19 protein-coding genes are annotated in these 22,300 nt (G+C 50.7%); 11 read left to right on the top strand and 8 right to left on the bottom strand.

The annotated features are described in order from the left end of the window. Nucleotides 1-81: 81 nt before the first annotated feature. Complete coding sequence (locus AC0YNZ_RS17145) at nt 82-531, bottom strand: MarR family winged helix-turn-helix transcriptional regulator (RefSeq protein ID WP_475827762.1); 450 nt, start codon at nt 529-531, stop codon at nt 82-84. A 205-nt stretch (nt 532-736) separates the two neighbouring features. On the opposite strand from AC0YNZ_RS17145, the gene AC0YNZ_RS17140 reads away from it, so the two are divergent. Next, on the top strand, nt 737-973 hold the full coding sequence (locus AC0YNZ_RS17140; protein ID WP_475827761.1) for a DUF6953 family protein: 237 nt from the start codon (nt 737-739) through the stop codon (nt 971-973). 99 nt (nt 974-1,072) lie between these two features. Here the strand turns inward: AC0YNZ_RS17140 and AC0YNZ_RS17135 are convergent, their stop codons facing one another. Continuing rightward, nucleotides 1,073-1,480: a DUF1761 domain-containing protein gene (locus AC0YNZ_RS17135; RefSeq protein WP_475827760.1), complete on the bottom strand. Its 408-nt coding sequence runs from the start codon at nt 1,478-1,480 to the stop codon at nt 1,073-1,075. 253 nt (nt 1,481-1,733) lie between these two features. Between AC0YNZ_RS17135 and AC0YNZ_RS17130 the strand changes: the two genes are divergently transcribed. Then, nucleotides 1,734-2,102, top strand: coding sequence for a hypothetical protein (locus tag AC0YNZ_RS17130; protein ID WP_475827759.1), 369 nt, complete (start codon nt 1,734-1,736; stop codon nt 2,100-2,102). A 183-nt stretch (nt 2,103-2,285) separates the two neighbouring features. On the opposite strand, the gene AC0YNZ_RS17125 is transcribed toward AC0YNZ_RS17130, so the two are convergent. From AC0YNZ_RS17125 to AC0YNZ_RS17115, 3 genes are read right to left on the bottom strand one after another with little or no spacing between them, the layout of a single operon-like run. After that, nucleotides 2,286-3,266 (bottom strand): 2,3-diaminopropionate biosynthesis protein SbnB, encoded by a 981-nt coding sequence (locus AC0YNZ_RS17125; protein WP_475827758.1) that lies wholly within the window; start codon nt 3,264-3,266, stop codon nt 2,286-2,288. 50 nt (nt 3,267-3,316) lie between these two features. After that, complete coding sequence (gene sbnA, locus AC0YNZ_RS17120; RefSeq protein ID WP_475827757.1) at nt 3,317-4,303, bottom strand: 2,3-diaminopropionate biosynthesis protein SbnA; 987 nt, start codon at nt 4,301-4,303, stop codon at nt 3,317-3,319. A gap of 14 nt (nt 4,304-4,317) precedes the next feature. Continuing rightward, nucleotides 4,318-5,556 (bottom strand): phenylacetate--CoA ligase family protein, encoded by a 1,239-nt coding sequence (locus AC0YNZ_RS17115; RefSeq protein WP_475827756.1) that lies wholly within the window; start codon nt 5,554-5,556, stop codon nt 4,318-4,320. Nucleotides 5,557-5,716: 160 nt separating this feature from the next. Between AC0YNZ_RS17115 and AC0YNZ_RS17110 the strand changes: the two genes are divergently transcribed. Next, on the top strand, nt 5,717-6,598 hold the full coding sequence (locus AC0YNZ_RS17110; protein ID WP_475827755.1) for a YheC/YheD family protein: 882 nt from the start codon (nt 5,717-5,719) through the stop codon (nt 6,596-6,598). Nucleotides 6,599-7,150: 552 nt separating this feature from the next. On the opposite strand, the gene AC0YNZ_RS17105 is transcribed toward AC0YNZ_RS17110, so the two are convergent. The 3 genes from AC0YNZ_RS17105 to AC0YNZ_RS17095 all read right to left on the bottom strand — a co-directional run bounded on the left by AC0YNZ_RS17105 (nt 7,151) and on the right by AC0YNZ_RS17095 (nt 11,744). Next, entirely contained in the window at nt 7,151-8,149 is a 999-nt protein-coding gene (locus AC0YNZ_RS17105) for a hypothetical protein (RefSeq protein ID WP_475827754.1), read from the bottom strand. An 85-nt stretch (nt 8,150-8,234) separates the two neighbouring features. Further along, the gene (locus tag AC0YNZ_RS17100) at nt 8,235-9,545 is read right to left on the bottom strand and encodes a YheC/YheD family endospore coat-associated protein (protein WP_475827753.1); all 1,311 of its coding nucleotides are present in this window, start codon (nt 9,543-9,545) and stop codon (nt 8,235-8,237) included. A gap of 483 nt (nt 9,546-10,028) precedes the next feature. After that, on the bottom strand, nt 10,029-11,744 hold the full coding sequence (locus AC0YNZ_RS17095; protein WP_475827752.1) for a PucR family transcriptional regulator: 1,716 nt from the start codon (nt 11,742-11,744) through the stop codon (nt 10,029-10,031). Nucleotides 11,745-11,923: 179 nt separating this feature from the next. On the opposite strand from AC0YNZ_RS17095, the gene AC0YNZ_RS17090 reads away from it, so the two are divergent. The 8 genes from AC0YNZ_RS17090 to AC0YNZ_RS17055 all read left to right on the top strand — a co-directional run bounded on the left by AC0YNZ_RS17090 (nt 11,924) and on the right by AC0YNZ_RS17055 (nt 22,230). Further along, nucleotides 11,924-12,685 (top strand): ABC transporter ATP-binding protein, encoded by a 762-nt coding sequence (locus tag AC0YNZ_RS17090; RefSeq protein ID WP_475827751.1) that lies wholly within the window; start codon nt 11,924-11,926, stop codon nt 12,683-12,685. Continuing rightward, complete coding sequence (locus AC0YNZ_RS17085; protein WP_475827750.1) at nt 12,685-13,566, top strand: ABC transporter permease; 882 nt, start codon at nt 12,685-12,687, stop codon at nt 13,564-13,566. The genes AC0YNZ_RS17090 and AC0YNZ_RS17085 overlap by 1 nt, the downstream gene beginning before the upstream one ends. Nucleotides 13,567-13,630: 64 nt before the next feature. Beyond that, nucleotides 13,631-14,719 (top strand): ABC transporter substrate-binding protein, encoded by a 1,089-nt coding sequence (locus AC0YNZ_RS17080; RefSeq protein WP_475827749.1) that lies wholly within the window; start codon nt 13,631-13,633, stop codon nt 14,717-14,719. A gap of 322 nt (nt 14,720-15,041) precedes the next feature. Next, entirely contained in the window at nt 15,042-16,412 is a 1,371-nt protein-coding gene (locus AC0YNZ_RS17075) for an allantoinase (RefSeq protein ID WP_475827748.1), read from the top strand. A 29-nt stretch (nt 16,413-16,441) separates the two neighbouring features. Then, entirely contained in the window at nt 16,442-17,728 is a 1,287-nt protein-coding gene (gene allC, locus AC0YNZ_RS17070) for an allantoate deiminase (RefSeq protein ID WP_475827747.1), read from the top strand. After that, nucleotides 17,725-18,951 carry a pyridoxal-phosphate-dependent aminotransferase family protein gene (locus AC0YNZ_RS17065; protein ID WP_475827746.1) on the top strand — a complete coding sequence of 409 codons (1,227 nt, stop codon included), beginning with the start codon at nt 17,725-17,727 and terminating at the stop codon, nt 18,949-18,951. The genes allC and AC0YNZ_RS17065 overlap by 4 nt, the downstream gene beginning before the upstream one ends. Nucleotides 18,952-19,059: 108 nt before the next feature. Then, nucleotides 19,060-19,932 (top strand): hypothetical protein, encoded by an 873-nt coding sequence (locus tag AC0YNZ_RS17060; protein WP_475827745.1) that lies wholly within the window; start codon nt 19,060-19,062, stop codon nt 19,930-19,932. Between the two features lie 291 nt (nt 19,933-20,223). Beyond that, nucleotides 20,224-22,230 (top strand): copper amine oxidase, encoded by a 2,007-nt coding sequence (locus tag AC0YNZ_RS17055; protein WP_475827744.1) that lies wholly within the window; start codon nt 20,224-20,226, stop codon nt 22,228-22,230. Nucleotides 22,231-22,300: the final 70 nt, after the last annotated feature.

Below are 22,300 nucleotides of genomic sequence, written 5' to 3'. Positions count from 1 at the left end.
CGGGATGACGAATACCGTCTCGCCGTAGGCATGAATGAGCCGGTCTTGCGTAATAAATGCCGGGCGGCTGCCATTTCGCAGTTATTCTTTGGCTGCGCCTTGCTGGATTCGGCGGAGAAACTGCTGCATTTGCGCAAGCAGAACAGCTCCTTCTTCAGGCTTGCCGTCAAGCTTGCAGGCAAGCTGATAAGGAATGTCGAGTGCAAGCTCCTTCAAGGCTCTCCCTTGCTCGGTCAGCCCGACCAGAACACTCCGTTCATCGTTGCGGTCGCGCGTACGGGTAATATGCCCGGCTGCTTCCAGCTTCTTGAGCAGCGGGGTCAAGGTGCCGGAATCGAGATACAGCTTGTTGCCAAGCGCGGTTACCGTTACATGATCCTGCTCCCACAGGGCGAGCATCGTGACATATTGGGTATAGGTCAGATCAAGCTTTTCCAGCATGGGGCGGTACAGCTTCGTAATCTCCCGGGAACAGGCATAAAAGGCGAAGCAGATTTGATTGTCCAATTTTAGTATTTCATTGCTATCCATATCGTTGTCCTCCGCGGGAAGGTGAATTTGTTAGTTTAGGCAAGTTGAGCATCATTGCTAAATTTAATAAAATTAAATTGTGATAAATATAATATAATGGAGATGGCAAAGGACTGTCAATGTGAGGGAAAACGGAGTACCATTGAAGATAGAAGTCCAAGTATGCTATAGTTACTGCGTTTATTAAGGTGAAGGAGTGAGAGCGATGTCCCATAACGCCGTTGAGGTTGCAGAATGGATGCTGAGCGAGTTGAAGGAAAAAGGGATTTTGCATCAAAGCGCCGCCGTGGATCATATAAAAAGCCATTTTGGCGAGTCGTTTATATATGTGAATGAGCACGGCAATCAATCGATCGATAAAGAAGTGAAGAAGGTGTTCCGCAAACTGCATAAAGGGAGAGCGGCATGGGAGCGGGACGGCTTCTTTTGGGGCTGGAGTTAATTTCGCAGCTCAGCGGCGGGCGTTACGGCAATCGGATGGCTCCAGAGCTGGCGGATTGCAGCGAATAACGCCCTTTTTTACCGGTGAACCACGACTAGTCTACTGCATGCATCCAATAATTAGACCGGCAATCGCGTACGAGATCAGGTGGTAGCCTATCGTGATGAAGTAAAGGCCAAGTTTATGTCCTTCGAAGAGGTAGTTCATGCCGATTTTGAGGGCAATACTAATACCGATCAGCAGCCCGACGACTAATCCTGCTCTCATCGTTGATTCATCCGAAAGAGTAAGCAATAACGCCAAAATAAATGAGCCGCCGAGCGCAGTCAAGGCTGTCAGCACATAAGTCATCGCCCCGCCGCCGGACATCTCATTCTTTGACAAGCCCCGGTACTTCATCCACGCATTGCCGAGCAGCAGAGGGGAATACCATAAGAAGCCAAGCACCATCGTTGTTACCGTCGCAATCAATACGGCAAAATAGTTTACTTCAGCCAAATGCACCATTCGCATATTCCTCCTTTAATTAGCCAAGCCATATCATTTTATCAGAAAAAGAATACGGCTCGTTAGCATATTGTCCAATTTTTCTGAAGAACTTGACAAAGTTAACTGTAACTATTAAACTTACAGTATGGAAGTCAGCAATAAGGCGGCACTTGATATCGAACGAGTCTCGTCTACTTTTTTACAGTAAATGTACTGAAAAAAGTTACAGTTAAACAGGTATCTAACTAATAGGGACAGGTGGTGTTGGAAGATGAAATTCAACATAAGCGACTGGGTGCAAGGTAAAACGAAAGATGGCGAGCTTATTCACGGATTTGTCGAGACGGTCGATATTTTGCAAGGCTTCGTAACCGTCAATGTTGTAAAGTCAGATAACGAGGAAGTCATAGGGAAAATCGTTGCGGTTCGGTCATCTTGGCTCAAAAACGTATCCGACATTTCATTGGACGATGCCCAGGTTTTTCAAAATACAATCGACTTGGCGTTAGATACATGGGATGAGGCTTGGTTTATGGAGCTGACGAATGCTCAGAAAGCAAGCGGGAACGAAGCGGCCCAAGCGGGCGACCGTTCAAACCTATATTCATTCCCTTCAAACCGGCTGGGCCAATCTGCTTGATGACAAGCGGATCCAATCATAGAGCATAACAGCAACAAGCAAAAGGATGATGCCATGCGAGCAGCTGGCGTCATCCTTTTTTGCATTCGAAGGAGTATAAAAACAGTTGTTTCCATTCAAAATGAGTATAGGCAGCCACTCCGGAGATGCGGTATTGCAGTCACAAGGCTCCGGCAGGGAGCATTACTTGACCTGCAGTCCGATCCCGAGCGCTTTCGCACGCTCTACGAAATAATCCGCCACCGCCATATCGAACGCCGCCATGCCCATCGGGCAAAATAATACGGGCTCCGTGCTGGCGAAGTTTGCTAACGCGCCGCGGCATACGACATCGCTTAAGGAGCGGGTCTGGGCTTTGGTTAAGCCGCGTTCAAGGTGCAGCAGCTCGATATCGGTATTTTCACGGCAAACTTCCTCCCAATCGTCCACGATAATCGCATTAATGCCGCTAATGGCAGCCGGGGTATAATCCCGTAAGGACACATCAAGCAGTAGGCTGCCTGAGGCAGGGGGGATATCAATATATCGCTGACTGCTCACCGTGCATGTAATTACGAGGTCGCACTCCATATACAGCTGCTGCCAGCTGCCCGCGAGCCGGGTGCGGCTGCGCAGGGCGTTGTCCGTATCGGTGAGATCAAGCTCGCATCCCCGTAAATCATACACATAAACATGATCCAAGCGTTCCCCGAACAGCTGGCAGCACATGTCGTAATGAAGCCGGCCCACGGGGCCGAAGCCGATGATCCCAAGCTTTAAACGTCTTTCCGCGCCTTGCGCCGCAAGATAATGACGGATGAGCAAGCCGCTGACCGCAGCCGTTCGGGCGGCGCTTGGCAGCGGCGTGTTGAGCATCGCGTAAGGGATGCCTGTTTCGGCGTTGTTTAGCAGCGTAATGCTGTGTGCACGCGGCAAGCCGGCATCGATATTGCCCGGAAAGCTGGCTATCCATTTAATGCCGGCCGTCTGCACGGCGCCGCCGACATAAGCGGGCATGGCGATGATTCGATTAGCCGGATTATGGTAGCGCAAGTAAGGCTTTATCGGCTGCGCATAATCACCTGAATCGATGATCCGCACCGCGGCCTCTATGCTGTCAACAAGCTCTCCCCAGTGCAGACCGATGGCGCGAATATGCTGATCGCCGAGATATAGCACAGACATTGTCCTCTCTGGTATAGATTTTCGTTGATTTAGACGGCCCTAAATCAAAATCAGTATTCGGCATCCGCTCCATCTGATTTATAGCGGTACCCGCCGAATTGCTGCTCTACCCATTCATCGCAAAACACTGTATCCATATAACGTTCGCCCCGATCATGCAAAATAACGGCGCATACCGAGTCATCCGGCAGCTCATGCATGATCGACTTCAAGGCGTGGATAACCGCGCCGGAGGAAGGGCCTGCCAGAAGCGATTCATGCTTCACAAGCTGCCTGCAGCCGTCAACCATGTCCCGGTCGGCCACCTTAATGGCAAGGTCCATAAACTTTGTTTGGCCAAATGGGGGGATAATCCCTGTTCCGAGGCCGGGAAATCGCCGGTTGCCGTTCGTTCCGCCAAAAATAACGCTGCCCTCCGCATCAACGGCGACCACCTTTGTGGAAAGTTTGTGATCCCGGGCATACTTCGCGCATCCGAGCATCGTGCCGCAGGTGCTGACTCCGCCGACTACGTAATCGACATGGCCCAGCTCTTCTATAATTTCGCGCATCGTTCCGTCATAATGGGACAAGTAGTTGTTTTTATTCGCATATTGATTCGGCCAGAAGCTGTTTGGGGTGCTTGCTAACAGCTGCTGGACCCGGTTCAGCCTTGCCGGCAAAAACTCCCCGGTTTCCGGATCTACTTCCTCGACGAGATCGATTTCGGCGCCATAGGCGCGCATAATCCGAATGTTCTGCTTCGTCGCTTTCGGATCGATGACGCTGATGAAGCGCATGCCCAGATAGGAACAGATGGCTGCCAGGCTGATCGCCATATTGCCGGAGCTGGACTCGATGATAACCGAGCCGGGGCCGATTATGCCTTCTTCCCACGCTCCGTTAATAATGCGCGCGGCTGACCGGTCTTTTGCGCTGCCTCCTGGGTTAAGCAGTTCGAGCTTGGCGTACACCTTGATGCCGTGATCGTTTGCGAACAGTTTCGACAGCTGAACGAGCGGCGTGTTACCGATGATAGACAACAAATTTCTCTCCATAGGCTTAATTCCCCTTAGAAATAAATTTTTTTGGATTTCACCGCCCCACGCTCTAGTTGTTCATTTTCTGCTGCGCGTGTAACTGTAACGCCCTCGAGCATGCGGTTTTGAATCATTTGTCCGATCTCACCAATTTTATGCTCAATAGCGTGCTGAATATGAACAAGCATCTCATTTCTTAACGATTTACTTCGAATATGGACGGACAGTTTGTTATGGCGCAGTCTCACGCGAAGCTCGGCATCGGCCACGAATTGGTTCACAACGCTTTCGATGTCATACAAGCTGATTTTCTCGCCATGCTTCAGATCCGTACCGATTCGCTTGGATATGCAGCGGAAGCATTGCCTTTCCCGGCCGTCCAGCTGGATTGTCTGGAAATCCCGAACCACGTCATACGTAACATATCGGATGGCCGGGAACATCGAGCGCACATAAGAGGTCAGCACGAGTACAGCTTCGTTAGCCTGAAGAGGCTCGAACCGGTCATCAATTTGCTCCGATGGCAGGGCTTCGGCTTGAATGCCGTCCGCGATAATATATAGACCGAGCTCGTGAGAGTAGGAGGCGATAGCGCCGATCTCAATCGAGCCGTATGTGTCCAAAATATGCCGAGGCTCGATCCCGAACCGGGCCGCGATGTTTGACTGCCAATCCAGCGTGGCGATTTCGCCGACAAGTATTATTTTTCTGATGCCAAATTGCTCCGGCTCCCTAGAAGCGGAAACGATAGCGTCCAAAATCGACGGCATCGTATAGAGAAGCTCGGGCCGGAAGGCATCCAGCCTCGCAATATGCTCCTCGATCGGCAGCGCGTAGGACAGGGAGTCCGCCTGCAAACCAAGCCGGCTGAAGATCGTCATTGCCGTGCTGGCCGCATGTCCGGTGCCCATATCGGCAAGCGCTTTGCGGATCGGAGCCGGATGCTGCTGTGACGAGCCGGAAGCCGTCAGCCATTCCCGGAAGCAAGCCGTCTTCGCAGCGATATAGCTCTCATCGTCCTCCCCGGAGTAATAGATCGCCTTGCGGATGCCGGACGAAGTGCCGGAGGTTTTGTATACGGATAATCCGGCCTCGGTTCTGCTCTCCTGGGTGAAGTAATGCTTCTCCAGAATATCCGATGTAATGAGCGGCAGTTCGGCAAGTTCGCATGCTTGCGGATTTATTTCGCTCTTTGCAAGAAGAGCGCCGTACCAAGGGTGAAGCTGGCAAATACGATCGATTTGCCGCTGAAGCAGAGTTAATGGCGACATTCGCACTGAGCCTCCTATTGGACAAACATCATGGATGAACGCGTTACTTAAGCATATGTCGCTTGCGACTGCAGGTTCGGTTATGCCGGCAGCTGCCTAAATCCATTTTGCAAAAGGTTCGTATGCTAATAGGAGCGGGAAAGTGAAAGGGAGGGATTTGATGAGTAAGATGCAGGCCAAGGAGTCGTCTGTATATAAACCCAGCCAAAGCCGAAGCCAAATCCAAAGCCAAAACCGAAGTCGAAGCCAAAAAATGCCCGATAAGTGGACGAAGACGGAAATATTGCGGAGCGATCCGGAGCTTAATAAGCATTTGCCATCGACACAAATATTGACGGAGAGAAGTTTGCGGGAGATGCTGCACCAATGTGGAATGGTATACGTAAAACCGACACGGGGGTCTCAAGGACGCGGTGTGATGAAGGTGGAGATGAACGAGGCGAAGGCGGGTGGCCGTCCGGTACGGATCTACGCCTACCAGCTTGGTGAGAAGAAGTTAACCTTCCCCTCCTATAAAGCGGTTTACCGGTCAATTTTGAAGGATGTGAAGGGGAAGGTCTGTATAGTTCAGAAGGGCATTCATCTGCTTAAACACAAAGGACGCCCCTTTGACATTCGTCTTGTCGTACAGCGGGCGCCTCGCGGCGGCTGGGAATCGACCGCAACGGTGGGCAGAGTGGCTCATCCCCGCAAGATCGTAACGAATGGCAGCCAAGGCGGAACCATTTACCCGACGGCGCATCTACTGAGGAGCTACGCGAATGCGGCCGGGCGGCTGCAGCTGCTGAAGCAGATGGATCAGATCGCTGTTCGCACGGCGAAGCGGCTCAGTCGTGTTTATCCCGGCATCATGGAGCTTGGTCTCGACATCGCCCTCGACCACAAACTGAAGCCTTGGATACTCGAGGTAAACAGCAGGCCCGATCATTGTCCGTTTACGCTGCTCGAAGATCAATCGATGCTCCGCAGAATCATACGCTACGGCAAAGCAAACGGGAAGGTTTACAGGCTGCGCTGCAAAAAAGCGAAGCGGGGGCTGTAACCGGAGCATGTCGCTGTAAGCACGAATATGTGCTCACAAAGTAGGCTCGGCGTGTGCGGGAATTTGAAGGTCTAGTGTAAGCACGCATGTGCATTTACAGCGATACAGTTGTCTTGAGAAAATAAAGTGTTAGACTGGAGTGCTTGGTATTACAGGCTTTATGAAATGAACGTCAGCCCTCAAAAATTAAGTATTAGACTCGCTCTAAAAATGAAACAGCGGCGCACTAGGACTCGAAAAAGTCTTAGACTGCCGCTGTTTTATTTGAACTAGCTATGATGAACGTAAAACAGCCCCGTATTTGCTTCGAATCGTAGGTTAAAAATGGATAGTGTAAACAAAAATGGCTGTCGAGGTTTCTCGACAGCCTGAATGGAACATGATTCTCTCATGTTCCAGTTTTTGTAGGAGGCTAAGCTTTTTTCAACAACCCATTTAAGTAATAATGATGTCAAGAACAGCTGAAGAGTCGGCTGTAATGAATTCGTCCTTTCCGAGTACAAGCATTTAAAGCGTTCGCCAAAGCTTGATCCACGTTGGCTCCTGATTTCCTTAAAGCTCACAACCCTCAATCTGTAAGTTGTCAATAAAAGCGGCACTATCAAACGCACAGTCAACAACGTCCGAAACTTGAAAAGTGACAGTGATCATCTGTCCGGCGAAGGGAGCGAGATCAAAGGTAGCTGTCTGAATAGTTGGGGTGATAAGACTATAACAAACATCATTGGGATTGGGAGGGGCTAAATCAGCGTCATTAACAGTAACTGGAAAATTAGGGATTGGAATACCGTTTACAAGAACATTGAAAATGTCATTAAAAGAAGTTGATGGGGATTCCTCTGTGCCAAATTTCCAGTTGAACGTTAAATTACCTGGGTTCGCTGGAAGCTGAAAAGTCAAGTTTAAAGTGACGGTATCAAATCCTACAGGACCAGGGCTATCACTGAAACAAGTGCTGCACAACCCCCCTGAATTACCTGGTGCGTCAGCAGCAACACCACTGCTGAGTATAGCAAATGAGTTTCCGTTTGTCGGAAAACCCTGAAGTGGAGTAATAAACACTTCACTCTGCCTAGGATCATTCGCGCTTAATTCAGCACCAGTTAAACATGAAAGTGTTCCCGGTAATACGATTGCTTGTGCTAGTTCAATAGCAGGAGTAGTTTGTATTGTGGTGGTTTCCGTATCTGTATTGTTGGCTGGATCGGGATCGAACTCATTACCGGAAACGCTAGCCGTGTTGGTGATGGTTTCGGCTGCAGCCCCTGTCGGGGTGACAACAATCTCAACTACAGCATTAGTCCCGTTGGCTAAAGTGCCGAGGCTGCATGTTACGATACCGCCTGTTTCCGTACAGCTTCCCTGGCCGGGAGTAGCTGAAACGAAGGTTACCCCGGCTGGCAGTGTATCGATCAAAGTGACTCCAGTGGCTGGAAACGGACCGTTATTGGTTACAAGTATCGTATAATTAAGGCTATTGCCGACAAACACGGGATCTGGCGAATCCTGTTTCGTGACTGCGAGATCAGCAGGTCTGAATCGTACCCCCATAAACAGCTCACCTCTTTCTTCATTAGTCATTTCTTCGGTAATATAAGTGTTTAGCGCTTAAAGGCAAGTGCTGAATCCTATACTCCTATATATTTTCTTTTGTAAAACCGGCCCATGATTTTGCAAATTCAAAAGGCCGGGTGAGTACTCTGCTGTACATTTGCAAATCGTCCTTCAGATAGGACGGCAACGTATGTTGGTGACGGCTGTTGATTTCAAGAAGCCAGACTTTTAGATTCGGGTCTACCGTGATGTCGATCCCCACATCGCCGAAAGGTCCATATTTATGGTCAATCAGTTGACAGGCTGTCGTGCAGATCGAGATGATTTCCTCTTCTTTTTGGACCGCCTCTTCATCATTGAATTGAAAGACCGTTCGCAGAGCATCCCTGCCCAAACTGATCGAGCTTACATCGTTCGTATAGAATCTTCCTTCTTCGCCGTATCGCGCGATCACCCCCGAGCAGCCCCACTGTTGGTTGCCGTCTTTTTGCATGATGACCCTGAAATCAACGTTTTTATTTTGATACGTCAAAGCAACGGACTGTTGGATCAAATACTCTCTGCCCTTTCGCATGCGTCTGAGAAATGCCCATGCTTTGATTTCGTTATTTATGAATGTCATCTTATTGTACCGGTCGATAAAAAGATAGCCGCCCAGCGTCTTTTCCAGTTTCATGATCCCTTGTCCCATTGAACCGTCGTTCGGCTTCAGATAGACCGATCCGTACAAGGCCAGCATTTTCTTCAAGGATTGTAGGTTATCCAATAATTTGGTGTGCGGCAAATGGTCGCTTATGAGAGGATTGAAACACATCAATTCCCATAATTCCCACTTGTTCAAAAAGTAAGGATTGAAAACTTTTCTATCCGTATGCTCGATCAAATCGTCATAGAGCCTGCTTTTGTTGATCCATATTCTCTTGTAGATTACACCGGGGTAGGGGAAAACTCCATTGGTCCATGGAGCTTTGTCCCCAACTGACTGCGGGGTGTAATAATATCCTTCAACGGTTTTATTCCTGGGATTGATCCCGTTTACGGAACATAGATAAATAAGCCCCTTAATCTCTTCATAATTCGCAAAGTACCTCTGATATTCGTTCAATATTTCGGGGGTGAGCTCCTTTATGGAAACCAAAAGCGCGATTACAGGTCCGAGATGAAGATCTTTTCCAACGGTATACATTTCATAGGGCAGCGTGTCGGGGATCGTAACCTCAGTTTTCAAATGAACGGACAATCCGATGGAATCCTGCGGTTGATGATCGCTAATTCCTACGTACACCTTTTTTTTCCATGCACCGAAATGAAGCACTGCCGAAGGAGGGATGACAACCTGCCGGGGAAGCAGGATTTGATTGGCCTTCAGCCCGGGAATCCATTTGATATACAACGATTCACCCTCTTTGTGGATGATAATTTAATAACATGAACAATATATAGGGATGCTTGCCCAAGGCGAATTCGGACTGATAAATTGGATGAAGTTATCGATCGTAACTTAAAATACTCAACGGGAAACAGCGCGTTAAATCAAGTGAATAAACTTTAGGTTTCGTCTGTGAACAACGTTTTTGTCTTTGTACCTGAACAAGAGTTTGATTTCCTCAAACGATACGCCTCCTTTATTAGCACAATAGCATAGTATTTGTCTACTGTTGTTGTTGCTTGTACTCTTGACGGGGATCAAATGCCTGAATATATGATATGCTCATGATTCATTTGTAAAATAGCAATAAGTTCTATGAAAAAACCGGACCCTTTTTTAAAAAGGGAATCCGGTTTTCTTAATCGCAGCAAGATTGAAATTCAACTAAATAGCGAAAAAAACTTACTCTATCAGCGGGAGATGCGCTCAGCAATCCCAAAAATGCAATCATGTTTTATCGGACAGGAACAGCGACTCCATAGAAAACGCGGTGCGGAAACGAAGGCTCTCGACGGGATCGCGAAGATCGCGGCCGGTGAGCCGTTCGCATTTTTCGAGGCGATAGGTGACGGTGTTCCGGTGAACGAACAGCTGCTTGGCGGTCTCCGCCAGCTGGCAATGCGTCTCGTAGAAGGTGCTGAGCGTCTTGAGCAGCTCGCTGCGTTCTTTTCCGTCGATGCTTAACAAATCCTTGAACGTTTCCTCGTAATATTCCTTAAGCTCCTCCTTTGGAATCATCCGCAGCAGGTTGTTGAAGTTTTTGGCGCGATACGGCTGAACGAACTGCTTCTTGCGCGCGTCGTAGCCGCTTTGCAGCGCTTCGATCGCTTCTTTGTAGGATAGCGGAATATCGGAAAGCTGTGATACCGGATTGCCAATCCCGACCGAGACAGGAATGCCGTACATCTTGCCCAGATTGCTAACCATTTGCTTTAGCTGCTCGAGAAACTTGTTTTCCTTGCCTTCCGTCACGTTCTGGCCTGCCTGCAACGCGATGAGGAAGCAGAAATATTCGTTTTTCGTAAACAGGACAAAGCGCAGATCAAGCTTCGAGAACTCGCTCTTCAGCAGGTTGTAATGACGGTCGCGCTCGGAAATGAAGCGGCCGTCCGACTCCAGCGTGCTGGAGGGACGAAGTAAATCGAAGGAGGTATCGCGCTTGGCGACTACGCTGATGTAGACAGGATGGTTCAGCAGATCATAGTTTTTACTGCGGTGCAGAAGCTCCTGCTCGGAAGTGATCAAGCCGTCGACGAAGTCGGAGAAAAACTCGTTTTTGTAACGCCGCGACCGCTCCTTAACCGCTTGCTTCTTCATGAGCTCCAGTCCGATGACGTTAGCTGCTTGTTCCATCGCATGCTTCGTGAGGTTGCTGAACTGCTTGCTTATGTCGCTTGTTAAGGCGATCAAATAGCCCTCCAGCTGAAAGGTGACGATCGGATGCAGCTCGGCTGCCGAATAGAGCGTGCCTTCGGACAACTGCGGCGGAAGCTGGAATGTAGAAGAGCCGTGCAGCGAGGGGGAAGCAAGCTCCGCTTGAAGCTCGCCCGGCAGCTTGAGGCACAGCTCCTCTGTCACTCTGCTGGAGCGGAAAAGCAGTCCGGCATGCTGATTGATAAGCATGACCGGCGAATCGATCAGGTGAGCCAGCGCTTCGATCACATCCTCGGTGCTCTTGCCCTGCATGATCATTTGAGAAAATTGCTTATGCGTCGTTAACGCATAGTTCAGCTCATCGGTGCGCTTCTCCAGAATATGACTGAGCGAGTAGTTGGATATATCGCCGAGCGATTGCTCCAGAGAGAGCTCGATTATCGGAAATTGAAGCTTCTCCGCGCACTGCAGCACATCCTTTGGCACCTCCTGCAAAAATCGCTTCGTCTTAATGGCTAGACCGGCACAACCGACTTTAGCCATGTTTGTTACGAGGGACAGCAGCGCTTCCGGTTGATCCTTCATCGCGTAGCCGGTCGTGAGGAGCAGCTCCTGCGGCTTTAAATAATTAATAATATCAGGTGCGTCCATGATGTTGACCGATTGGACGCTATTTGTCATGCCGTCATGTCCGGCAACCACTTTTGCATTCGCGTAAACAGGAAGAGATATGAGCTCTTTAAGCAGCATGACAGCACCACCAATAATTAATGTTAGATTTAATAACATAAATATATCATCCATGCCGCGAGGTGTAAATGTATGATTGTATAGATTATTCAATGAAATCAGGTCATTTTTAGCTAATGTGCACAATGACAAAGGAATGGATTCAGATTATGATGTAGCTATACATTACCAATGCGTGTGATATAAGCTGACAAAGAAAATGGATTGGGGTTGGAAAAATGAAATTGGTCGTAAACCAGGTTGGGAAGAGCTTTGGAAGCAGAACGATTTTGAAAAATGTAGACCTCACAGTTAACTCACACGAGTTTATTTGCATACTTGGCCATAGCGGATGCGGCAAATCGACGCTGTTAAACATGATTGCGGGTTACCTATTGCCCGATGTCGGTTCCATTACGGTAGATGGAGAAGAGATTAAGGGCCCTTCGAAGACGCGGGGAATGGTGTTCCAGGACCATGCATTATTTCCTTGGATGACAATAAGGGACAACATCGCCTTCGGTCCTGAGGTACAGAAAATGCCAAAGGCGCAGGCGAAGGAAACGGCGATGGAGTTTCTGAAGCTGGTTGGACTTGAGCAGTATGCGTCGCATTATCCGGGAGAGCTGTCGGGCGGCATGAAACAGCGCGTCGGCATAGCGAGGGCGCTTGCGAGCAAGCCGGATATTTTGCTTATGGATGAGCCCTTTGGAGCGCTTGATGTACTGACGCGGGAGACGATGCGAGTCGAACTGCAAAAGATTTGCAGCCAGTTGAAGCCCACGATCTTGTTCGTCACGCACAGCATTAGTGAAGCGGTATACCTGGCAGACCGCGTAGTGGTCATGAAGCATGGTGAGATTGCAGATATTTTCGAGGTTGGCATTAAGCATCCGCGGTCTTCTCATTCCGCCGGCTTTGGCGAAATGATGAGCCGTATTGAACGGGTTCTAATGGATGAGGAGCATCTGGAGATAGCTTCTGCAAAGGCGGGGTCATAATGAACGGAGCGAAATTATCTGCTGTGAAGGATACAGGGGCGGGATCGACCGCATTAGCTAAGGTGACGGCAATAGGGAAGCGCCCCTCTGCGCTTAGCCGGTTTTTTCAGAAATATAATATTCTCCCGTCCATCTTGTTCTTTGTGTTCTGGGAGCTGTTTTCCAGATTGAACGAAACCGCCAAGTTTTTTAATCCTAATTTCCTTCCGGCCCCGACCGTGGTGCTGTCGGAGGGTTGGGAGCTGGCGAAGACAGGGATTATTGCGGACAGCCTTATTTCAAGCACGACTCGGATTGCATTAGGGTTTGTGATCGGAAGCGCGGCAGCGGTGGGGCTTGGCGTCATTATGAGCAAGTTCAAAACGGTGGAGCGGTGGTTTTCTCCGATTCTTAACTTGGTCGGACCGATTCCGACACTGGCTCTCCTGCCCTTGTTCATTATCTGGTTCGGTATCGGCGAGTTCCCAAAGGTGCTGCTTATTGCATGGACCACGTTTATCCCGGTGCTCGTGTACACGCTCGACGGCTTCAAGTCGGTGCCTTCGACCCTGATTCGCTCGGCGCTCAGCTTAGGTGCGACGGAGCGGCAAATTTTTACGAGGGTTATGCTTCCGTCTGCTATTCCAAATTTTCTTGTTGGCGCGCAGGTAAGTCTCGGCCTCTCCTTCTCGGCTCTCATCGTCTCCGAAATGATGGGCGCAAAGTCGGGGCTTGGCTATATCATCGTGGACGCAAGAAATTATTTCAAAATAACGAATATGTTCATTGCCATCATTTTGATCGGCTTGGAATATAGCTTGTTCTCCTACCTGCTGAAGCTGGTTGAGAGGAGGGTTATGGTCTGGCGCAAAGGCGGACTTCGAGATGCCATTGAGAAGTGACGCTGCATACTGAAGGAAAGAGCAAGGCGGAAACAACTATAAAGAGAAAAGTGGAGGAATATCGATGAAAAAAACGGGAAATTGGTTCAAATCTGCAATTGTACTCACAACATTAGCATTCGTGCTTGCTGCCTGCGGCGGCAACAATGCTGCTCCGGCGGATAAGAACGAAGGCGCGGCATCGAATGCGCCAGCCTCCACGCAGCTGGAGACGGTGGATTTGACACTGGTTGGCGTTCGTGACGCTCAAATCTCCTCGCAGCAAATTATTGCCGATAAGCTTGGTTATTTCAAAGAAGAAGGACTTAACGTAACGAGTCAACTGATCGAGAGCGGCCCGGATATCGGACCGATGGTTGCCGGCGGCAGCGCCCCTGTAAGTATTCAAACGAACTTTATGGATATTATTCTTAAATCAACCGATATTCCGGTCAAAATCATTGCTCCGCTCGCACAAATTGCCGGCACGCAAGCAGTGGTAGGATCCAGCAAGCTTGAACTGAAGAGCGCGAAGGATCTCGAGGGCAAAACGATCGGAATTCCGAGCGGCGCTGACGTCACGATAGCCATCAACAACATGGCCAAAGAGCTGGGCGTAGACGCAAGCAAAATTAAATACGTTAACCTGGCGCCGAGCGATGCGGTCGTTGCTTTGGAGAAGGGCGACATTGATGCGATGGCTGCTTGGGAGCCGTTCATTACGAAGGCGATCCAAGGCGGCGGCAAATTCCTCTTCAGCGGAACGAAGAGCGAGCTGCCTGACAAGCAAGGCGACGTGAACTGGATGAGTGTGCATACGACGATCCAAGTATCCGATGATTTCCTTGCGAAAAATCCGAACACGCTGAAGGCTGTGCTGCGGGCTTTGAAGAAAGCGACGGATTACATCAATGACAACCGTGAGGAAGCGATCAAAACGCTGGCTCCTGAGCTGCACCTTACCGAGGACGAGCTTACGCAAATTATGAGCCGTAACGTGTATTCGATGGAGGTTGGAGACACCTACGTGAACGGCAGCAACGGCCCTGCTGTCGGCGAGTATCTGAAGTCGGTCGGCAACATCAAGACGATTCCGGCGTCAGCATCCTACCATGATCTAAGCCTGCTGAAGGCAGTAGATCCTAGCTTGATCGTGACGGAGCTGAAGGAATAGAAGGATGAAATTGGAGCAAGTTGGCCGGGTTTCGGGCAGCATGCGATACAGGGAAATCGGGCCGCTGACCTCGTTGTCCGCGGTCTTGATTGTTTAGAAGGATGTCGGGGGGTATTTGGCGAAAGGAGTGGGGGAAGCTCATGATCCATGAGGATAGCATCGTGGCGGTGAAGTTGAACTCACTAAGCTGGCGGATCGTTGTTCGAGGGAGAAAATTTAGTGTAGTGAGCTTTTTGGCTGGATTGACTCATAAACTTGATCATAGTGTATATGCGTATAGACGGCTTTGTTAACCATACATCGAGAAAGGCAGGGGTGTTAGATGGGCGGACAAGATAAGCTGGATTTAATTATCAAGAACGGCACTGTCGTATTAAGGGATGAGGTGCGGGTACTCGATATTGGCATAAAAGCGGGAAAGATCGTTCAGCTTGGCGAAGAGCTGGATGTTGAGCATGCGGCTGTGCTTCAGGATGCGGCTGGACTAACCGTCATGGCCGGCATGATCGATGTTCACGTGCATCTGAATGAGCCTGGCTTAGGCGAATGGGAGGGCTTTGAGACTGGTTCCGCGGCGCTCGCGGCCGGCGGCTGCACGACCTATGTCGATATGCCGCTGAACGGTATTCCGCCTACGGTTACCGTGAATGCCTTGGAGCAAAAGCTTGCCGCCGCGAAAGATAGATCGTATGTGGACTACGCCATTTGGGGCGGATTAGTGCCGGGGAAGCTGCATGAGTTAATTCCGCTGCATGAGGCGGGAGTCGTCGGCTTCAAAGCGTTTATGTCATCGCCGGGCGACCCGAGCGAAGATGCGTTCCGCGAGGTAGATGATTATACGCTGTTCGAGGGGATGAAAATAATCGCAAGCTTGAATAAGGTGCTTGCGCTGCATGCCGAGAGTGAGCCGATTGTTGCCAGACTGGGCCAAGCTATGCGGGCGGATGGGCGTCTGGCTCCGGCCGATTACGTGGCTTCAAGGCCAATTATTGCCGAGCTGGAGGCGATTAACCGGGCGCTGTTCTATGCCGGGCAGACGGGCTGCGCGCTTCATTTTGTCCATATTAGCAGCGAGGCTGGCGTTAACTTGATTACGCAGGCGCGCGGGCGCGGGTTGAATGTAACGGTGGAAACCTGTCCGCACTATTTGACCTTATCGTCGGCGGATTTGGAACGTAAGGGCGCGGTCGCCAAGTGCTCGCCGCCGCTGCGGGACGCATCGGAGCGGGAGAAGCTCTGGCGGGTCATAGCGGAAGGCCGTGTCGATATGATTTCATCGGATCATTCGCCTTGTCCGGCTTCTATGAAGGAAGCGGACAATTTCTTCGATGCCTGGGGCGGCATTGCCGGCGCGCAAAGCTCGATGGAGCTCGTTATCGGAGAAGGGCATGTCAAGCGCGGCTTGCCGCTTACGCTGCTAAGCGAGCTGCTTGCAGCCGGCCCGGCCCGCCGGTTTGGATTACAGGCCGCGAAGGGTGAAATACGAATTGGCGCAGACGCCGACCTTGTTCTAATCGATTTGAACAAGTCTTATATTTTGGAAGAGGGGCAATTGTATCAACGGCACAAGCATAGTCCCTATATTGGAGAAGAGCTTCATTGCAAAGTAACGGCTACTTATTTGCGCGGTCAGAAGGTATACGGCGAAGATGCGGGACTCGGCGAAAGCAAGCCGGGCCGGTGGGTGAGATAGATTTTGCTAACAGAATAGGAGGAACAGCTATGGAGCGAAGTGTATGTCTCTCTCCGCAAGAGAAGGAGCAGCTGTTATCGTATTTTGAGACGCAGGTTATGCAAGTGTTGAATTGGCTGGCTGCATTTAGCCCGGATGAAGAAGGCGGCATTACGCGGCTGCTTTACACGGACGGCTGGCTGGAGACGCAGTTGGCGCTAGCGGAGAAAATGGCAGGCTGCGGCCTTAAGACGGAATTTGATAATGTCGGCAACTTATTCGGAAAATTACAGGGCGAGGATCTGGATGCGCCTTCTATTATAACAGGGTCCCACATCGATACGGTTGTTCAAGGCGGCATGTATGACGGGGCTTATGGCATTGCGGCCGGTCTGCTTGCGCTGGACTATTTGCAGCGGCAATTCGGAAAGCCGAAGCGGACGCTTGAGATCGTCTCCCTCTGCGAGGAGGAAGGCAGCCGGTTTCCGATGGCCTATTGGGGCTCGGGCAGCATTGCCGGGAAACGGAACTTCGAGCAAATCGTCCATTTGCAGGATTCGTATGAAGTATTTTTTGCGGATGCGATGCAGCGTTGCGGCTTTGGCGAGGGAACGGGCAGGGAAAGCCGGCGTTCCGATATTGGAGCCTTTATTGAAGTGCATATTGAGCAGGGGGCCGTGCTGGAGAAGGAAGGCATAGCTATCGGCGTGGTAGACACGATTGCGGGCCAGCGGAGGCTGAAGTTTGAGGTGATCGGCGAAGCCAATCATGCGGGAACGACGCCGATGCATATGCGAAGGGATGCGCTTGAGGGTGTGAGTGTGATGATTCAGGCGCTCCGCCAAGAGGCGGTCCGGGTCGGAGCGCCGCTTGTGGCGACTGTTGGCAGGCTGCAGGTGCAGCCGAATGTGCCGAATGTCGTGCCGGGCAAGGTGATTTTTACGGTAGATGCGCGCCATGATGATGAGCAGGCGCTCGATAGCTTTTGCCAATGGGTGATGAAGGAGTTTAACTCTTTAGCGGCCCAGCGGCAGCTTGTCATTCAAGGAACGGAATGGTTCAGGGAAGAGCCGGTTCCTATGAACGACAAGCTCAAAAAGCAAATGGACGACGTTTGCGGAAAGCTGGCCATTTCCTCGAAACGGATGGTAAGCGGAGCGGGACATGATGCCCAAATGTTTGAGCATATTTGTCCGACCGCCATGCTGTTCGTTCCGAGCAGACGCGGCATTTCGCATTCGCCTGAGGAATATACGGAGCCCTGTGAGCTTGCGGTTGGCGTACTCGTACTAACAGAGCTGCTTTATCGACTAGGCTATGAGGGGGAAGAGTTATGAAGGTTTATAAGGATTTATCGCCATCGCCGCGGACGATTATGACACCGGGTCCGGTGGAGGTCGATCCGCGGGTGCTGCGGGCGATGTCTTTTCCGATATTGGGACAATTTGATCCTGAATTTACGTCGTTAATGAATGAAACGATGGGGATGCTGCGGGAACTGTTCAAGACGGATAACGAGTGGGCATTCCCGGTGGACGGGACGTCCCGTTCCGGAATTGAAGCGGTGCTCGTTGGTTTAATAGAGCCTGGCGATAAGGTGCTTGTGCCGATTTACGGGCGGTTCGGCCATTTGCTGACGGAGATTGCGGCGCGGTGCGGCGCGGAGATCGTGACGTTGGAGAAGGAATGGGGCAGCGTATTTGAAACCGCGGAAATCATTAGCGCCATTAAGGAGCATCAGCCTAAGCTTGTGGCGCTTGTCCACGGCGAGACGTCGACGGGAAGGCTGCAGCCGTTAGAAGGCATAGGACAAGTGTGCAGGGAAGTTGACGCGCTATTTGTTGTAGATGCGGTTGCTACGATTGGAGGTATCGAAGTAGCGACGGATCGGCTGCTCATCGATGCGGTAATCGGCGGCACGCAGAAATGCTTATCCGTACCGGCGGGCATGGCTCCGGTCACGTACAATAAACGGGCGGAAGCGAAACTGCAGAGCCGCAAAAAAATTGAAAGAGGGCTGCTGCCCCAAGATGGCGGAGAGGATTCGGTACTGCGCCCGATTCAGAGCAATTATTTGGATTTGAGCCAGCTTCAGGACTATTGGAGTCCGGCGCGGCTCAATCATCATACGGAAGCGACCTCGATGCTTTATGCGCTGCGCGAAGGGCTGCGTCTCGTGCTGGAAGAAGGGCTTGAGGCGCGTTTTGCCCGGCATCGCGAGCACGAAGGTGCGCTGATTGCCGGCTTGGAGGCGATGGGCCTGCGCTTGTATGGCGACCCGTCCTGCAAAATGACCGTCGTAACGTGTATTGAAATACCCGCCGGGGTAGACGGCGAATCCGTCAGATCGATGCTGCTTGACCATTTCGGTATCGAAATCGCCAGCTCCTTCGGTCCCCTGAAGGGTAAAATATGGCGCATCGGCACAATGGGGTACAGCTGCAGCAAGCGAAACGTGCTTTTCACGCTTAGCGCGCTGGAAGCAGTGCTGCTGCGCCACGGCCATCAGCTGGAAGCGGGCCGATCGCTGCAAGCGGCGATGGATGCTTATGGGATGTAAGTACATTTTATAAAGACTTTACTTTAACTTTACGTTGCTGCGGCCTTACTTTTACCTGGTACCTATACAATGACTTCATAGTGAATTTATCGTTATGGGGGGATTGGGATGGTGAGGTACAAGTGGACGCTGATGATAACGCTGCTTATGATTGCTTTGACGGCGGCATTCCTGCTGCAGGGGGCGAACCGGTCCAATGCGTCGGGAGATTTATCGGACCCGTTTCTTGATCCATACGCATTGTCGCTGGCGCATCGGCATTCGGGTCCGGGAATGGAATCGGCGGCGGAGAAGGGTGTGCGGATGCAGCTTGATTGGCCGCAGGGTGCGCCGGTCGCGGGCGCGCCGTCGCTGCTTTCCTTAACCGTTATGAATGGTAAAGGCGAGGTAGTCAATGATTTTGAGGTTACCAACGAGAAGCTCCTTCATCTCATTGTCGTAAGCGAGGATTTGCAGCAGTTCCAGCATATTCATCCTGAATATGAGGGTGAAGGGACGTTTGAGGTGCCGATTTCGTTTCCTGCGGGAGGCGGATATAAGCTTTATGCGGATTTTTTGCCGAAGGGAATGAATGAACTGACACGCATGGGCGAGGTGAATGTACGGGGTGAGCCGTCTGAACCGTCGATCTTGAGGCCGAGTGAACATTTGGTTGCCAGTGCTGCCGGTATGCGAGTGGAGCTTGAATTTGCTGAAGAACCCGCGCCGCAGACGCAGTTGAGCATGACTTATACGTTTACCGACGAGCGGACGGGGGAACCGATAGAGGATTTAGAGCTTTACCTCGGCGCGGTCGGGCATGTCGTCGCGGTCGATCAATCCGCGCGGCAATTCATTCATATTCATCCGCTCAATTGGGCTTCATCGGGGCCGCAAGCGGTGTTCGGCGTCAGCTTTCCTACGGGTGGGTTGTATAAATTGTGGGGCCAATTTCAACGTAATGGTCAGACGTTTATTGTACCGTTCGTTATTCAAGTGTAGTCTTTGCGGCATTGGTGAAAAGCCTATCTATTCAAGCAGTCTTCGGCTTCCGTACGGAAGCGGAGGGCGCTGCTTTTGTAGATAGGTTTTTTTTGCAGTTGCAAAGTTTTACCGAAAACGGGTGAACATATTAAGTTTGCTTTACCTTTACGTCCGTATTTTATTACCTTCAGATGTTAGAGTATGTAACATCGACAAACGGAAAAGGGGGATGCGGTGGAGGCGTGAATAGGAGCGTGGAGCAGGTCCTGGAATAAACGGAAAGAGAGAAATCATAATTGGAGGGAAACTATGAGAAAGAAAAAACTAATCGTATCCATTATCGCGGCGTCCGTTGTTATTGCTTCTATTAATATTTTTCCGGGTGCGCTTGGTTTAGGGCGGTTAAGCGCTGCGGAGATCGACAAGATCGTCTACCATCCGCTTAATCCGCTAAGTCCGCAAGAGATCGAAGAGGCGGCAGGCATTATTAGAAAATCGCAATACGGCAGCAAGGATATGTATTTTTCTGAAATTAAGCTGGAGGAGCCGGAGAAGCTGAAGGTATGGGCTTGGGATGATGCCGGCGGCGCCAAGCTTCCAAGGGAAGCGACATTCACTCTTATAAAGGGGAATAAGCCGTATGAAGGCACGGTAAATCTGGATACGGATAAGGTCGTGTATTGGAAGGAAGTCAAACAGGGCTGGCCGTTATACACGGAATGGGGTCAATCTGAAGCGATCGTCGAAAAAGATAAGGATGCGGTAGCCGCTCTCGCAAGGCATGGCATAACGGACCTGAACAAAGTAACCTTCGCGGACGGTCCGCTAGGCGACTATGGTCCGGAGCTTACGCCGCCTGGCTCGCGTCTGGCCATGTCGGTTCCGCGTCCGAAGATCGAGGGAGCGGTTAATAACTTCGCTCACCCGATGGACGGTCTCGCTTTCCTCGTGGATTTGAACGCGAAAAAAGTGCTTAAAATATACGAATCGGGCAATCCTCCGGTTCCGACCGATCCTAACGATTACACGAAGGTGATCAAGTCGAAGCGGACGAACGAAATTAAGCCGCTCATTATCAGCCAGCCGCAAGGCGCAAGCTTCTCGGTCAAAGGAACGATGGTGGATTGGCAGAACTGGAAGTTCCACTTCCGTCTGGATCCGCGTGTAGGACCAATGGTTTCTACCGTGTCCTACACCGAGAATGGAAACAAACGCAAGATCATGTATGAAGGCGGTCTCGGCGGCATGATGGTTCCTTATGGCGATCCTGATGCAGCGTGGCTGTACAAAATATTTATGGATGCCGGCGAATACGGCGTAGGCATGTCGACTCGTACGCTCAACATCGGGTCCGATGTGCCGAAGAACGCGACTTTGTTCGATGCAGCAATCAATGACACGGCAGGCAAAGCGAAAGTTATTAAAAACTCGTTTGCCTTGTTCGAACGCTATGCGGACCCGGAATGGTCGCATAACGGCGAAGCGAGAGAGCGCCGCGAGCTCGTGCTGCGCGCCATCGCTACGATTGGCAACTATGATTACGTCCTTGACTGGGTATTTCTGCAAAATGGTTCCATCAAGCTAATGGCTGGCGCGACGGGCCTTGCTCAGGTCAAAGCGGTAGAGACGAAGTCGATGGACGACAAGACTGCGGTGAACGATACGCGTAATGGCAAGCTCGTCGATGAGAATATTGTCGCGCCTACGCATCAGCATATTTTTAGCTACAGACTTGATTTGGACGTGGACGGCGCATCCAACTCCGTCGGGGAGATTTTGCCGAAAGCGGTATCGGTTAAAAACCCGGAATTTGCGCGCAGCGAGATGATTACGGTCGAGAAGACGTACAAGGTTGAGCAGGACGCTATTCAGAAGTTTGATCCGGACAAAATCGTCCTGGTGACGAACACAACCAAAGAAAACAAGCTTGGCTATGCAACGGGCTATCAGGTTATGCCTTATGCGGGAGGCACTCATCCATTCATGGAGGAGCCGCTCTTCACGAGAACAGACTATGTATTGAAGCGTGCGGAATTCATTAATAATCATATTTGGGTAACGCCTTACAAGAAAGAGGAGCAATATTCCGAGGGTAAATATACGACGCATAATAAAGACACTGGACTTGGGCTATGGACGCAGCAAAACCGCAGCATTGAGAATAAGGATACGGTTGTATGGCTGACGACAGGAACGACGCATGTCATGCGGGCAGAGGAATTCCCGATCATGCCTACGGAATGGGTAACCGCAATGATAAAGCCGTTCAACTTCTTTAACGAGACGCCTACACTGGATTTGAAGAAGGTAGAGTAAATTTTATAGCTAAAAAACAGTCCGTACATTTGCTCCTAAGGCAGATATACGGACTGTTTTGTTTGTATGT

It is taken from the genome of Paenibacillus sp. J2L1-98, from assembly GCF_056269405.1.
Note: the sequence above shows the minus strand (reverse complement) of the source record. Positions and strands in the feature narration are given on the sequence as shown.

Bases quoted from the DNA above. Each gene is read 5' to 3' on its own strand.
- AC0YNZ_RS17055 (WP_475827744.1), top strand. From the start codon at position 20,224: ATGAGAAAGAAAAAACTAATCGTATCCATTATCGCGGCGTCCGTTGTT.
- AC0YNZ_RS17110 (WP_475827755.1), top strand. From the start codon at position 5,717: ATGAGTAAGATGCAGGCCAAGGAGTCGTCTGTATATAAACCCAGCCAA.
- AC0YNZ_RS17095 (WP_475827752.1), bottom strand. From the start codon at position 11,744: ATGTTATTAAATCTAACATTAATTATTGGTGGTGCTGTCATGCTGCTT.
- AC0YNZ_RS17085 (WP_475827750.1), top strand. From the start codon at position 12,685: ATGAACGGAGCGAAATTATCTGCTGTGAAGGATACAGGGGCGGGATCG.
- AC0YNZ_RS17080 (WP_475827749.1), top strand. From the start codon at position 13,631: ATGAAAAAAACGGGAAATTGGTTCAAATCTGCAATTGTACTCACAACA.
- AC0YNZ_RS17140 (WP_475827761.1), top strand. From the start codon at position 737: ATGTCCCATAACGCCGTTGAGGTTGCAGAATGGATGCTGAGCGAGTTG.
- AC0YNZ_RS17115 (WP_475827756.1), bottom strand. From the start codon at position 5,556: ATGTCGCCATTAACTCTGCTTCAGCGGCAAATCGATCGTATTTGCCAG.
- AC0YNZ_RS17075 (WP_475827748.1), top strand. From the start codon at position 15,042: ATGGGCGGACAAGATAAGCTGGATTTAATTATCAAGAACGGCACTGTC.
- AC0YNZ_RS17135 (WP_475827760.1), bottom strand. From the start codon at position 1,480: ATGGTGCATTTGGCTGAAGTAAACTATTTTGCCGTATTGATTGCGACG.
- AC0YNZ_RS17105 (WP_475827754.1), bottom strand. From the start codon at position 8,149: ATGGGGGTACGATTCAGACCTGCTGATCTCGCAGTCACGAAACAGGAT.
- AC0YNZ_RS17125 (WP_475827758.1), bottom strand. From the start codon at position 3,266: ATGTCTGTGCTATATCTCGGCGATCAGCATATTCGCGCCATCGGTCTG.
- AC0YNZ_RS17060 (WP_475827745.1), top strand. From the start codon at position 19,060: ATGGTGAGGTACAAGTGGACGCTGATGATAACGCTGCTTATGATTGCT.
- AC0YNZ_RS17145 (WP_475827762.1), bottom strand. From the start codon at position 531: ATGGATAGCAATGAAATACTAAAATTGGACAATCAAATCTGCTTCGCC.
- sbnA (WP_475827757.1), bottom strand. From the start codon at position 4,303: ATGGAGAGAAATTTGTTGTCTATCATCGGTAACACGCCGCTCGTTCAG.
- allC (WP_475827747.1), top strand. From the start codon at position 16,442: ATGGAGCGAAGTGTATGTCTCTCTCCGCAAGAGAAGGAGCAGCTGTTA.
- AC0YNZ_RS17130 (WP_475827759.1), top strand. From the start codon at position 1,734: ATGAAATTCAACATAAGCGACTGGGTGCAAGGTAAAACGAAAGATGGC.
- AC0YNZ_RS17090 (WP_475827751.1), top strand. From the start codon at position 11,924: ATGAAATTGGTCGTAAACCAGGTTGGGAAGAGCTTTGGAAGCAGAACG.
- AC0YNZ_RS17065 (WP_475827746.1), top strand. From the start codon at position 17,725: ATGAAGGTTTATAAGGATTTATCGCCATCGCCGCGGACGATTATGACA.